Genomic DNA, 13,069 nt, shown 5'->3' on the forward strand with positions numbered 1-13,069 from the left:
TTTCTAAAATAAGTACTGAATGATTTCACACATAAAATATAACGTAATTTAAGGTAAAAATGTTGGTAATGTGAATTTGTTCACATAATGTTAAAAATCATGTGGCGAAACTATGAACATAGAGGAAATATGCTGGATTGGACCAGGTTGAACCATGGAATTTGTTTTATAACGGGCATTTAGCCGTGGCTGGAACAACAAACTTTTAAGGCCTCACAAAGTTACCATGCTCCATAGATTAGACAGTACAACGGAAAGTCCTCCGATTTATCCGTATAGTTTTATACCACTATCATAAAATAATCTCACAATCACACTATATTGGAGGTATTTCCTTTGGGAATATTTAGGGATACAAAAACAAACTCGTTAACCGCTGCGGAAGTATCCGCACTTTGGCTTCAATACACGGGAGATAGTATGTCAATATGTGTATACAAATATTTTCTTAACATTGTTGAAAACAATGAGATTAAATCTATTTTAGAATTATCATTACAGTTATCGGAGAGCCATATTACGAAAATCTCAGAATTCCTGAAAAACGCCAATTTCCAAATTCCAATAGGATTTACAGAGAGTGACGTGAATGTTAATGCTCCTCGCCTGTTCTCTGATCAATTTCTGCTATTTTACTCGTATATTATGACCATACATGGGTTAACCGCCTATAGCTTAGCAATTACAAACTTCGAGCGGAGAGACTTACAAGATTATTTTTTTGAATGTACAGCTACCTCTAAGGATTTGTTTCAAAAGATCGTAGAATTGGCTAAGGGGCAGCAAAAATTCGCAAGTGTCCCCACAATTCCATCACCACAGGGGGCAAAGTTTATGGAAACAACAGGGATGATTTCTAATTTAGTTGGTGATAAAAGACCGCTAAATGGTTCGGAAATCAGCACCCTTTTCTTTAATTCCACGAAAACTGGATTTATCAAGTCGCTAAGTTTAGCTTTTAGTCAGGTAGCGGAGTCGGAAGATGTTCGTGATTTTATGATAAAAAACATGAAACTTGCAGGGAAGGATGCTGAAAGCTTTAATGATATATTAATCCAAGATAATTTACCAATACCCGATAAATGGGATGCCGAAATTACTGATTCTACTGTGAGTCCTTTTTCTGACAAATTGATTATGTTCCACTCAGGTTTTTTAATAAATGCAGCACTTACATACTATGGCGCATCACTAGGTTCAAGCTTCAGATCAGACATACTTTTGAACTATAGTAAAGTTTTTACCCATGCGATGGAGGCTGGGGCATTATCCTACAGGATTATGGTGAAACATGGATGGTTAGAAAAACAGCCTGAAGCGATCGACCGAAAAGCCTTGACACAAGACTCATAAAATGGAATGTTTCATCAAAGAGGCTGTCTATTAAGGGGTCAGACCCCTTAATAGACAGCCTCTTTCTTCTTGTATGATTGCAATAGACTAATCTTTAGTTATTCCTTTTCGAATAAACCTGAAATGCCACCTCATAAAAAGACATGCAAACAGGTAAAACAATGCTGAATACCATCCATTCCACCCTTTATAGTTCACATAACCTGTATATCGGGAAAATTGTTCATATAGAACTGAAAACACAATCCAAAACACCATGTACGGAATAAATTTTCTTGTTTCACCCGGCATAAAATTCATATACAAAATCCCAAATAAAGCAGGTAATGTCAGTTCCACAAATAAATCTAACGGCTGCGGCCCCTGCCCATCCAATAAATCATACTGATCCAAAAGGAGTCCGAAGATTGTATCAGATAATAATGTGATGAATGATATAATGATCCATGCCATGTATATTTCTTGTTTAGTTAACCTTTTAGGTGAGAACAATAGTACAAGCCCGGCTAATAAGTAGGATACCACTATAAAGACAATAAACATTTTTATCTCCTATTTCATGGGAGTGTTAAACTTAATATCTCTCACACAATAATCATCTATTCCAGATGTGCAGTAAAAAAGGATGGCTGTGAAACCACCCTGTATTCGTCAAAACGTTTATATCACATCAAATGGAGCCTGCGAACAGCGGTACTCACCCTTTTCAATTTGAATGGTACTATGTTCAACCCCAAACTGATCATGCAGTTCCTTGTGTAATTTCTGCAGCAATTGATCGTTATCCGTTATATCTGTACGGATAAGATGAACAGTCAATGCCGGCTCAGTCGTACTCATTGCCCAAACATGCAAGTCATGTACTTCAATGACGGTTGGCAAATTTTTTAAATAATGATTGATTTTATCCATATCAATCCCCGCGGGAACAGCATCGAGAGATAAACTTAGCGACTCACGTAATAAGCTCCAAGTCCCAATGAAAATGACGATGGCAATTAATAAGCTGACGAGCGGATCAATCCATTCCCAGCCAGACCAAATCATGATAAAACCAGAAATCACTACACCAAGTGAAACCAAGGCATCAGCCGCCATGTGCAGAAATGCCCCGCGAATATTTAAATCATTTTTTCTTCCAGACATAAACAAAAGTGCGGTAACCGTGTTAATCACAATACCAATTAAAGCAACGACTATCACCGTTTTTCCGGCAACAGGAGCAGATGTGGAAAACCTTTGAATGGCTTCCCAAGCGATGGCTCCAATGGCAACAAGCAAAAACACTGCATTAAAAAGTGCCGCAAGAATGGAACTCTTTTTGTAGCCATACGTTAATTTGGTTGTCGGTGCTTTTTTTCCTAACCAAACGGCGATCCATGCGATGACAAGTCCTAAAACATCACTAAGGTTATGACCTGCATCCGCAAGTAATGCTAAAGAATCGCCAAGAATTCCATATGCCACTTCTACAATAATAAAAATGACATTTAAGGTTATACCAAAACCAAACGCCTTCCCGTAATTTGATGGTTGATGATCGTGATGGTGTCCATGGTGATGTCCGTGTTGATGATGATGTCCCAACTTTATCCCCCCCAAAAGCCCATGTGTTGATTGAGCCATTCTCTTTTTAAACTAACCTTCCCTTAAATCGATATTACTTCGCATAAATATCCATCCCCTCCATACATAGGGTTACCCTCTGCTTGCCAATTCCTCCTGATGGGCAAATGCGATGCGGATTAATTGTTTTACATGATCGTCATCAAGGGAATAATAAACAAGCTTGCCTTCTTTTCTATATTTGGCGAGTCCAAGACTTTTTAAATGCCGCAGATGATGGGAAGCCGTTGCTGTTGTTGCTCCAATAATTTGTGCCACATCACATACGCAGAGTTCCTTTTCAAGGGTCAATGCATAGGCGGCTTTCATTCTTGTCTCATCCGATAATGCCTTAAAAAGCTTCGTGACTTCCACAATATGGTGGCTTTGGTCAATCTGCTGTTTAAGGAGTGAAGTTTTTTCACTGCTCTCGCAGACTGCCTCGCATACGTCACGCTCGTTCATAGGTTCACCCACTTCATTCAAATGTTCGTTTGAGTATATGATATTCAAATAAACATTTGAATGTCAATCATTTTGAAAGGAATTTTTGCATAAAATGAATCAATGGATTATGACCCAAACATGGGAAGATATACTTTTTTGCCATTGGGAGGCAGAACCGGATACGATTCAGCCATTGCTTCCTCCCAAACTTGAATTGGATTTGTTTCAAAAGAAGGCATGGATCACCATTCTCCCCTTCCGAGTCCGCCATCAGCGATTTCACTGGATGCCGGAAATTCCTCTGCTGAATTCTTATTTAGAGTTAAATGTCAGAACTTATGTGAAATACGGTGGAGTTAGCGGGGTATATTTTTTTGAACTGGATGCGAACCACTTGCCTTCAGTGTTAGGGGCAAAAACGTTATCCCTGCCGTATCGGCTCGCCAAAATGGACATGCTTCAGAAAAATAGCGAGATTATTTTTAATAGCAAGCAGCAATTTGGAAGCGGAGAATTTTCGGCCGCCTATCGGCCCAGTTTGGAAGCAGCTGTGCCAGTTGAGCCTAATAGTTTAAGCTTTTGGCTCCTCGAACGCTATACTTTGTTTACTGATTTCGGCCGTCTGCTGCTGCGAGGAGAAATCCGCCATGAACACTGGGAGGTTAGCAGTGCGGAGGCTGCGATCAACAAAATCGCGTTACCTTATTTGGATTTGCCCTCAGTGCCTTCACTAGTACATTATGCCAAGGTTAAACAGGCTTATATTTTGCCACTAAAGACGGTTGGAAAAGTATAATTTGGCCATATAATCCCTTTGTAGCAAAGAAAACTCATTCCCCAGCCGGAAATTATGAAATATAAGAACGGGAGCATGAGGGAAATCCCAGCCTTTATATACACCTTCTTCAAAAGAACCCCTTTTAAGATCCTGTTCCATATTTCTATTTAAAAGTAAAAACTCCTTCTATTTAACTGAAGGAGTTTCATGATTGTTTTTTAGCTGCCGGAAAAAAGCTTTAAGCCTAATCAGTTGCCAAGCCATTTTATTCCGAATGAATTTCTTCTATAACTAAATTGGCAATTGCATGCCTTCTTACTGTAAGCACCAAATCAGCCAGAAAATATAAGCCCACCGCCGACCAAACCCAGTTCCAGTATGGATTTACGGCCTCGTAAACGTTTATGGCAGCGGGATGAATCCATTCTAAAAATATCAATGAAAGCACGGTCCAGCAAATAGAGAACGGCAAACATATGTGGCCATGAAGCTGAAAGCGTTTATCCGAATAATCCCACCATTGTTGATTGAACAGCTTTTTCAGTAAAGCACCGCTGACATATTCAACAGCTGTCGGAATGACGAAACAGAGCACTAGCCCCCAGTGGAGGTCAGGTGCCGCCAATAAAACTAATAGTAACGGAGCGAAACCATACATTGGTTTAAACGGCCCGTACAAAAAGTTGTCCTTTAAAAATTTCCCCTTCGTAAAAAAATTGAAACTGTTTTCCAACACCCAGCCCAAAAAGGAATAAATCATAAAATAAAACAGGGCTGCTCTCATTCCTTCAAGCTGAGAAACATCAAAAATGGAAACACCGCTCATCAAAACTAAGCACCTCTATTGTTCAAAATGACGCTTATAGGATTTGCTGGCATTCAGGAAAATATTCCTAATTTGAAGTAGTGCTGTAATACTGTACATAATGTTGAATATCACCGCTCCTCCTGATTATAATGATCGTAAGGAGTGGAATCTCATGCCAAAAAAACAAACAGACAAACGAGTCCTCCGCACAAAGCGGCTCATCCGTGATATGTTTACGGAGTTAATGGAAAAAAAAGGCTTTGAGGCCGTTACGGTGAGGGATATAACGGAAAGCGCAAAAATCAATCGAGGAACCTTTTATCTGCATTACCAAGATAAATACGATCTTTTGGAAAAAAGTGAAGCCGAAATTTTTTCAGGAATCGAGGAGATTGTTCAGGAAATAACCCCCGAAGATGCTCTGTCTTTTACCAATCAGAATCAACCCTTTCCCGTTATCGTGAAACTATTTGAATACTTTAAGGATAATGCTCCCTTCCTCAAAGCCTTGCTTGGACCAAAGGGAGATCCCGGTTTTCAAGTAAAGTTAAAAGAAATGATGAAAAGCCTGATGCACCGTTTTCTTATATCCAAGCTGGACGAAGAAGGAATCATGGTTCCTATTGATTTCCTCCTATCCTATATCTGCTCTGCCCATGTTGGTGTCATCCAATATTGGCTAGAAACCGGAATGGAAAAATCGCCGCAGGAGTTGACATTGATATTGGCAAAAATGACTTTATTAGGACCTGGGCATACGACAGGCTTAATAAAATAAAAATGGAGACAGCCCAATTTGGACACTCTCCACTTTCAGGTTAATGTAGGGCAGCACTTAATTTTTTTGGATCTTCAAAAGGCTGGTCAGCTTCACGATCATTTCTGAAGACTACAATATTATTAAATTCGGCATAAAGGACGTCGCCTTTTTTTACACTCCCCAATTCCTTGTATTTTTCCGTGGTCAATTCGGCCTCGTAATAATCGTCTGCCGCACACCTCTTTATTTGGATCCGCACGGTGGAGCCGACAGCATGGACATGGGATACTTCCACAGGAATGCTCTGTTCCTGCGGTATTTTTTTCAAAACAATTTCATGGGGCCGAATATAACCGGCCAACCCATTTTCTAAATCAGTTACCCGCTCGGTTGTTTCCAATAAAGCCGCACCGGCCAATTTATTCACTCTGCCTAAAAAGCTATAGACAAAGGCGTTGGCAGGCCGATGGTAAACCTCTTCCGGGGACCCAATCTGCACGGCCATCCCCTTGTTCATGACCACAATTGTATCAGCCATTTCCAGTGCCTCTTCCTGATCATGGGTAACAAAAACGGTCGTAATGTTCAATTTTTGATGAATCTCCCGCAGCCAATGCCTCAGCTCTTGGCGTACCTTGGCATCGAGTGCCCCAAACGGCTCATCCAGCAGGAGCACTTCCGGTTCAACAGCAAGGGCCCGCGCCAATGCAATCCGCTGGCGCTGTCCGCCGGAAAGCTGGGAGGGATAGCGGTCAGCCAATTGCTCTAACTGAACCAATCTTAATAATTCGTAAACCTTCTCTTTTATTTCCTTCTTCGTGGGCCGCAGCCTGCGCGGCCTTACCTTCAATCCAAACGACACATTTTCAAAAATTGTCATGTGCTTAAACAAAGCATAATGTTGAAAAACAAACCCAACCTTTCGTTCTTTAACCGTTTTATTCGTATAATCAAGACCGTTAAATAAAATTTTTCCTGAATCAAGGCTCTCCAATCCGGCTATTAACCTCAGGAGTGTCGTTTTCCCTGAACCTGATGGCCCCAACAAGGCAACAAAAGCTCCTGTCGGTATTTCCAAGTCTATGTTTTTAACAGCGGGAAACCGGCTAAACGTTTTCGAAACATCACAAATGCTTATTCCCATTTTCTAAAGCCCCCAGCAAATATTTAGTGTTTCTGTGATTTCCATTCGACCATACTTTTTATGACTAAAGTAACCAAAGCAAGCAGTGCCAACAATGATGCAACAGCAAAGGCGGCTGTAAAGTTGTATTCGTTATATAAAATTTCCACATGAAGAGGGACCGTATTGGTCATCCCCCTGATATGGCCGGAAACAACTGAAACGGCGCCAAATTCCCCCATGGCACGGGCGTTGCAAAGGATGACCCCATATAGAAGTCCCCATTTGATATTTGGCAGGGTGACCCGAAAGAAAGCCTGCCAGCCGCTTGCCCCGAGACTAATCGCGGCCTGCTCCTCCTCTGTCCCTTGATCTTGCATAATCGGGATCAATTCCCGCACCACAAATGGAAAGGTAACAAAAATCGTCGCCAGAACAATGCCGGGAACAGAGAAAATGATTTTAATATTGTGTTCTTCCAAAATGGGCCCCCATATTCCTTGCGAGCCGAACAGCAGGACAAACACAAGTCCCGCTATAACTGGGGAGACTGCAAAGGGGATATCAATTAATGTCGTGAGAATGTTTTTCCCCTTAAATTGAAATTTGGCGATTCCCCATGCCGCAATGACGCCAAACACAGTATTGATAGGAACCGCTATGGCTGCAGTAAGCAGGGTTAACTTAATTGCCGATACGGCATCCGGTTCCGTTAGTGCAGCAAAGTATAACTGAAGTCCCTTCTTTAATGCTTCTGAAAAAACAGCCAGCAGGGGGACAAGGATAAACAGACCAAGAAAGAGCATGGCGATTCCAATTAACAGCCACTTTCGTATGGCAGCAAGCCAAATTGCCGTTTTTGCTGCAGCAGCAGCTACATGATTCAACATCCCTTCTCTATTCATCATTTTTCTAAAACTCCTCTAGCTAGCTTGATGTTTTTTCGCTGTTCTCCACTGCCAGAAATTAATCAAGAATAATAGAATGAACGAAAATCCCAGCATGACAACGGCAATGGCAGCGGCTCCGCTATAGTTGTATTGTTCTAATTTCGTGATAATCAGCAAGGGCACGATTTCCGTTTTCATCGGCATATTCCCCGATATGAACACAACCGATCCGTATTCACCTAATGCCCTGGCAAATGCTAGAGCAAAGCCAGTGAGGATGGCCGGGGAAAGGGCCGGCAAAATGATTTTTAAAAAAATCTGCACGGCACCTGCTCCCAAAGTGGAAGCTGCTTCCTCATATTGACGGTCTAAATCCTGCAGTACCGGCTGCACAGACCGGACCACGAACGGAAGGCCAATAAACGTCAGCGCAATCATGATCCCAAGCTGAGTATAGGCAACTTTTACACCAACCGCTTCAAAGTATTGCCCTATCCAGCCGTTTGACGAATAAATCGTCGTCAGGGCAATACCGGCAACAGCAGTGGGGAGGGCAAAGGGCAAATCGACCAGCGCGTCGATCACCCGCTTTCCCCAAAACTGATATCGAACCAGGACCCACGCAATAAGCGTCCCGAACACAGCATTGACAATTGCCGCAATCAGGGAGGTGGTCAAGGTGAGCTTATAGGAAGCTGCCACCCTCGGTTCCGTTACCGTTTCCCAAAAATCTGCAAAATTTAATGAAGTCGCCTTTAGCAGCAAGGCTGCTAACGGAAGCAAAATGATGAAGCTAAGATAAACAAGGGTATATCCCATGGATAGGCCGAAACCGGGCAGAACCCTGCGGCTCTTTTGTTGAACAGCCAAATTGGTTCACTTCCTTATGGTTGATAGATTTCGTCAAAGATGCCGCCGTCATCAAAATGAGTTTTCTGGGCCTTTGTCCAGCCGCCAAATTTCTCATCAATCGTAAACAGCTCTATCTCCGGGAATTGGTCCGCATATTTTTTGGCCACTTCTTGATTTCTCGGGCGGTAATAATTTTTCGCCGCGATCTCCTGGCCTTCCGGTGTATACAAATATTCCAAATAAGCCTTTGCCACCTCTTCCGTTCCGTGTTTCTTTGCCGTTTCATCGACCACGGATACAGGGGGCTCCGCCAAAATACTCATCGAAGGGTTCACGATTTCAAACTTATCTTTTCCGAGTTCATTAATCGCCAGATAAGCCTCATTTTCCCAGGCAATCAATACATCGCCGATTCCTCTTTCTACAAACGTTGTCGTGGAACCCCGTGCACCTGAATCTAAAACCGGCACATTTTTATAGAGCTTGGCAACAAAATCCATCGCTTTATCCTCATCCCCGTTATTGTGTTCCAGGGCATACCCCCATGCTGCTAAATAGTTCCATCTGGCCCCGCCGGATGTTTTTGGATTGGGTGTGATCACGGAGACACCTTTTTTAATTAAGTCGTCCCAATCCTTGATCCCTTTTGGATTCCCTTTGCGGACCAAAAAGACGATGGTCGAGGTGTACGGTGAACTATTGTCATCGAGCCGCTTCTGCCAGTCTTCCGCCAGCTTTCCTGTTTGGGCGATGGCATCAATATCATAGGCTAGTGCGAGTGTCACCACATCTGCCTCGAGACCGTCGATGACAGCACGAGACTGGCTTCCGGAACCGCCATGTGATTGCTTAATCGATACCTTTTGACCGGTTTCTTTTTCCCAATACGCCGCAAAGCTCTTGTTGTATTCCTCATATAGCTCTCTTGTCGGGTCATACGAAACATTTAATAATTCAATCGGCTGCTTTTCTTCCTTTTTTGTATGGGTGTTCCCTGATTTGCCGTCCGTACTGGACGATTGATTGGAGCACCCGGCAGCCCATAATAGCAGAATGAAAGAGAACAGCGTGATCCAGACTTTTTTCATCATTTTGACAGACTCCTTTATCATTTTTTATGGGCTTTTCATGAAAAAAAGCCCAATAGTCTTTTGTACATGGTCATGTACGCTTAACTAGTGGGCCTTCGGGCGTCCGATCGGCATATTTTCATATTTTTAGTACCTGCTTTTTGGTGGTGTTGATTGGGACGGCTTGGTTTTTGCTTGAAGCGGAAACCGGTATTTTTCCAACCTCTCGATTTGGGTAATCTGTGAATCATGAACCGTAATTTGGACGGTTCCAAACTCCAAGCCTTCTAGTAAACTGGTAATTTTTTCGATGATTTGCTCATCAAGACGTCCTTTTAATGACAACAAAATCCTCCCCCTCTAATTTATTGATTCGGTTTTGCAATAAGTCATCTAACGTGGTGTGCTCAAGAACGTAAGCAATGGTATCTCTTACTAAGGACCATAATGGTTTTAATTGGCATCCTTTCTCTAAAGGGCAAGGCTCATATTGGGTTATCGAAGCGCAGCCCATCGGTGACAATGGCCCTTCCAAATCACGAATCACAGCGCCAATATTAATTGTCTCGGCATCCTTATGCAGCATATAACCTCCCTTGGCTCCCCGTTTACTTGTGACATATCCCAGTTTTTTTAACTGAAGCAGCAGTTGTTCCAGATAATGGACGCTGACCATGGTTTTATCCGAAATCTCCTGAATCCCCAGCACCTTGCCTGGATGATTTCCCAGCAGCAGTAATGCCCTTAATGCGTACTCTCCTTTACTTGATACCTTCATTGTTCATCCTCCTTGAATTAATGTTGAGTAATTCAGTCAAGATTCGGCGCTAAAAATGAAGCCCTTTCATCCCTGGGACAACATATGACATATGGCTGAAATCTGGTATCCAATATATGCATGCTATAAGAAAAAGGGCACTTATCCCATAAATTAAGATAAGTGCCCTTCAGTTTGCCTGATCAGCCACTCATTGAATCCCCATTAAATTGATAGGATTACTTTTTATTTATGATAATATGGATTTTTTGAAAAATCAATCTCTTTTTTTAAAAGTTAATCAACACATTGTTGTTTTTTGATTATTGTTTAATTCAGTGTTCGCAGTAAAATGAAACTATACCAACTATTGAAGTCCACTTTAGAAGGGGAGATTGCTGATGAATCCAGCCATTCGGGTCAAACAGATAAGTAAAAGCTTTAATAAGAAGCCTGTTTTAAAGGATGTCCATTTAACCATTGAAACAGGGCAATTGTATGGGCTGATCGGCCCTTCCGGTGCCGGGAAAACGACGCTGGTCAAAATGATTGTCGGAATGGAAAAAACCGATAGTGGAACCGTTCATGTGTTAGAGGAGAAAATGCCTAATTTAGCGATGCTGCAAAGAATCGGATATATGGCACAATCCGATTCCCTCTATACTGAATTAACCGGGGAAGAAAATCTTAAATTTTTTGCTTCCCTTTATAAATTAAAGAAGGAAGAGCAAAAACAGCGGATTGCTTACGCCGCAGGCTTGGTCCATTTGACAGGGGATTTAAAGAAGCGGGTGGCAGCATACTCAGGGGGAATGAAGCGGCGATTGTCCTTGGCGATTGCGTTGATTCAGGATCCCAAAATCTTGATCCTGGATGAACCCACTGTGGGAATTGATCCGGAGTTAAAATTATCAATTTGGGATGAGCTCCTTCGGTTAAAAAATGAAGAAGCTAAAACGATTATTGTCACCACCCATGTGATGGATGAAGCAGAAAGATGTGATTGTGTCGCCATGGTTCGCGACGGCCGGATTATTACAAGCGGCTCGCCAAAGGAATTAAAAGAAATGTACGGTGTGGACCGGTTTGATGATGTATTTTTGCAGGCGGGGGGAAAACAGTCATGAGAATTTGGGCACTGATTAATAGAATCTGCCGGCAGATGCTGCGTGATAAACGAACGCTGGCGTTAATGTTTGTTGCTCCGTTATTGATCCTGACCCTCATGTATTTCTTGTTTAATGGAAATACCGTTGATCCTAAGCTTGGTGCAGTGGGAATTGAAAAAAATCTGATTACGGCCATTGAAAAGGCTGATATTGACGTAAAACAATATGACCAGGCTGATGCTGATACAGTAACAAAGGACGACCTGGATGGCCTGCTTCAGGAGGAAAATGGGGAGTTATCGTTAATTCTTCAAAACGATGATCCGAGCACAGCTCGAGCGTTGCAATTGAAGGTCAACCAAGCGGCTCAAGCGGTTTCCCAAGTGAAACTGATTCAGCAAAATCCAGCTCTTGCGGGCAGTATGGCACAAAAAAGCATGGATGCCACTTACGTTTACGGGGATGAGGATACGGTCTTTTTTGATGTGTTAAGTCCGATTTTGGTTGGTTTCTTTGTGTTTTTCTTTGTATTTATAATATCCGGGATTGGTCTGCTCCGCGAAAGGACGACGGGAACTTTGGAACGGCTGCTGTCGACGCCGATTCGAAGAGCTGAAGTGGTTCTTGCCTACTTGGCAGGCTATGGAATTTTTGCTGTTATTCAAACCATTATTGTTGTTTTGTATGCCATCAATGTTTTAGATATTGTTCTGGTCGGTTCCATTTTTAATGTAATTTTGATTAATTTGCTTTTGGCTCTAGTGGCACTTTCTTTAGGGACCTTGTTATCATCGTTTGCCGCTTCAGAATTTCAGATGCTGCAATTTATTCCGATCGCAGTCGTACCGCAAGTTTTTTTTGCAGGAATTTTCCCGCTGGAAGGAATGGCTGATTGGCTGCAGGCGATTGCGAGGGTATTCCCGCTGTACTATGCAGGGGATGCTCTCAAGGGGGTCATGTATAAGGGGGCAGGTTTTGGGGATATTGGCGGAGATCTGCTTGCCCTTGCTGTGTTCGCGATTTTGTTTATCGTCCTCAACATCTTTGCGCTGAAAAAGTATCGGACTTTATAGTTAGCATTTTGGGTTATAAAGACGTTTGTAACTAATTAATTGTACTCAGGGACGTACTCGTCCGCCCTGGTGTGTCTAACACTGGTTTATGGCAACAAGATTTCTTGAATTCTCTGTTTTTTGTCGTCATGAGCTTTTCATGACGACAAATTTTACTGCGGCCAACGGTTTTTTGGCGCCTTGACCCTTTCATGACGACAAAATTTACTAGGGCCACTGCTTTTTTGGCGCCTTGACCCTTTCATGACGACAAATTTTGCTTGGGCCAACGGTTTTTTGGCGCCTTGACCCTTTCATGACGACAAATTTTACTGCGGCCAACGGTTTTTTGGCGCCTTGACCCTTTCATGACGACAAAATTTACTAGGGCCACTGCTTTTTTGGCGCCTTGACCCCTTCATGACGACAAATTTTGCTTGGGCCAACGGTTTTTTGGCGCCTTGA

At 42.4% G+C, this 13,069-nt stretch carries 15 protein-coding genes; 5 read left to right on the forward strand and 10 right to left on the reverse strand.

The features are described 5' to 3' along the window. The first annotated feature begins 321 nt into the window (after positions 1-321). Positions 322-1,353 (forward strand): DUF3231 family protein, encoded by a 1,032-nt coding sequence (locus NFS43_RS21670; RefSeq protein ID WP_251554939.1) that lies wholly within the window; start codon positions 322-324, stop codon positions 1,351-1,353. An 87-nt stretch (positions 1,354-1,440) separates the two neighbouring features. Here the strand turns inward: NFS43_RS21670 and NFS43_RS21675 are convergent, their stop codons facing one another. The 3 genes from NFS43_RS21675 to NFS43_RS21685 form a co-directional block, all read right to left on the reverse strand. Next, complete coding sequence (locus tag NFS43_RS21675; RefSeq protein WP_251554940.1) at positions 1,441-1,896, reverse strand: hypothetical protein; 456 nt, start codon at positions 1,894-1,896, stop codon at positions 1,441-1,443. Between the two features lie 117 nt (positions 1,897-2,013). Then, the gene (locus tag NFS43_RS21680; protein ID WP_251554942.1) at positions 2,014-2,940 is read right to left on the reverse strand and encodes a cation diffusion facilitator family transporter; all 927 of its coding nucleotides are present in this window, start codon (positions 2,938-2,940) and stop codon (positions 2,014-2,016) included. Positions 2,941-3,051: 111 nt separating this feature from the next. Continuing rightward, complete coding sequence (locus tag NFS43_RS21685) at positions 3,052-3,423, reverse strand: ArsR/SmtB family transcription factor (RefSeq protein WP_251554944.1); 372 nt, start codon at positions 3,421-3,423, stop codon at positions 3,052-3,054. A 94-nt stretch (positions 3,424-3,517) separates the two neighbouring features. Between NFS43_RS21685 and NFS43_RS21690 the strand changes: the two genes are divergently transcribed. Further along, on the forward strand, positions 3,518-4,201 hold the full coding sequence (locus tag NFS43_RS21690; protein ID WP_251554946.1) for a YqjF family protein: 684 nt from the start codon (positions 3,518-3,520) through the stop codon (positions 4,199-4,201). A 247-nt stretch (positions 4,202-4,448) separates the two neighbouring features. Here the strand turns inward: NFS43_RS21690 and NFS43_RS21695 are convergent, their stop codons facing one another. Continuing rightward, positions 4,449-5,009 (reverse strand): putative ABC transporter permease, encoded by a 561-nt coding sequence (locus tag NFS43_RS21695; protein ID WP_251554948.1) that lies wholly within the window; start codon positions 5,007-5,009, stop codon positions 4,449-4,451. 154 nt (positions 5,010-5,163) lie between these two features. Here NFS43_RS21695 and NFS43_RS21700 point away from each other — a divergent pair, with 154 nt between their 5' ends. Beyond that, complete coding sequence (locus NFS43_RS21700) at positions 5,164-5,769, forward strand: TetR/AcrR family transcriptional regulator (RefSeq protein WP_251554949.1); 606 nt, start codon at positions 5,164-5,166, stop codon at positions 5,767-5,769. Positions 5,770-5,809: 40 nt separating this feature from the next. Here the strand turns inward: NFS43_RS21700 and NFS43_RS21705 are convergent, their stop codons facing one another. The 6 genes from NFS43_RS21705 to NFS43_RS21730 all read right to left on the reverse strand — a co-directional run bounded on the left by NFS43_RS21705 (position 5,810) and on the right by NFS43_RS21730 (position 10,464). After that, a complete protein-coding gene (locus tag NFS43_RS21705) occupies positions 5,810-6,895 on the reverse strand; it encodes a sulfate/molybdate ABC transporter ATP-binding protein (RefSeq protein ID WP_251554950.1) in 1,086 nt (361 codons plus the stop codon). 23 nt (positions 6,896-6,918) lie between these two features. Next, positions 6,919-7,764 carry a sulfate ABC transporter permease subunit CysW gene (cysW, locus tag NFS43_RS21710; RefSeq protein ID WP_277613993.1) on the reverse strand — a complete coding sequence of 282 codons (846 nt, stop codon included), beginning with the start codon at positions 7,762-7,764 and terminating at the stop codon, positions 6,919-6,921. 33 nt (positions 7,765-7,797) lie between these two features. Further along, a complete protein-coding gene (gene cysT / locus NFS43_RS21715) occupies positions 7,798-8,634 on the reverse strand; it encodes a sulfate ABC transporter permease subunit CysT (RefSeq protein WP_277613992.1) in 837 nt (278 codons plus the stop codon). Between the two features lie 14 nt (positions 8,635-8,648). Continuing rightward, entirely contained in the window at positions 8,649-9,707 is a 1,059-nt protein-coding gene (locus tag NFS43_RS21720) for a sulfate ABC transporter substrate-binding protein (protein ID WP_251554951.1), read from the reverse strand. A 126-nt stretch (positions 9,708-9,833) separates the two neighbouring features. Continuing rightward, on the reverse strand, positions 9,834-10,031 hold the full coding sequence (locus NFS43_RS21725; RefSeq protein ID WP_251554952.1) for a YezD family protein: 198 nt from the start codon (positions 10,029-10,031) through the stop codon (positions 9,834-9,836). Next, positions 10,009-10,464: an RrF2 family transcriptional regulator gene (locus NFS43_RS21730; protein WP_251554953.1), complete on the reverse strand. Its 456-nt coding sequence runs from the start codon at positions 10,462-10,464 to the stop codon at positions 10,009-10,011. The genes NFS43_RS21725 and NFS43_RS21730 overlap by 23 nt, the downstream gene beginning before the upstream one ends. A gap of 380 nt (positions 10,465-10,844) precedes the next feature. On the opposite strand from NFS43_RS21730, the gene NFS43_RS21735 reads away from it, so the two are divergent. Then, entirely contained in the window at positions 10,845-11,570 is a 726-nt protein-coding gene (locus tag NFS43_RS21735) for an ABC transporter ATP-binding protein (protein WP_251554954.1), read from the forward strand. Further along, entirely contained in the window at positions 11,567-12,625 is a 1,059-nt protein-coding gene (locus NFS43_RS21740; RefSeq protein WP_251554955.1) for an ABC transporter permease, read from the forward strand. Before NFS43_RS21735 ends, NFS43_RS21740 begins: the two co-directional genes overlap by 4 nt. Positions 12,626-13,069 lie beyond the last annotated feature (444 nt).

Origin of the sequence: Neobacillus muris (genome assembly GCF_943193175.1) — a bacterium.
Classification (GTDB): domain Bacteria; phylum Bacillota; class Bacilli; order Bacillales; family Cytobacillaceae; genus Neobacillus; species Neobacillus muris.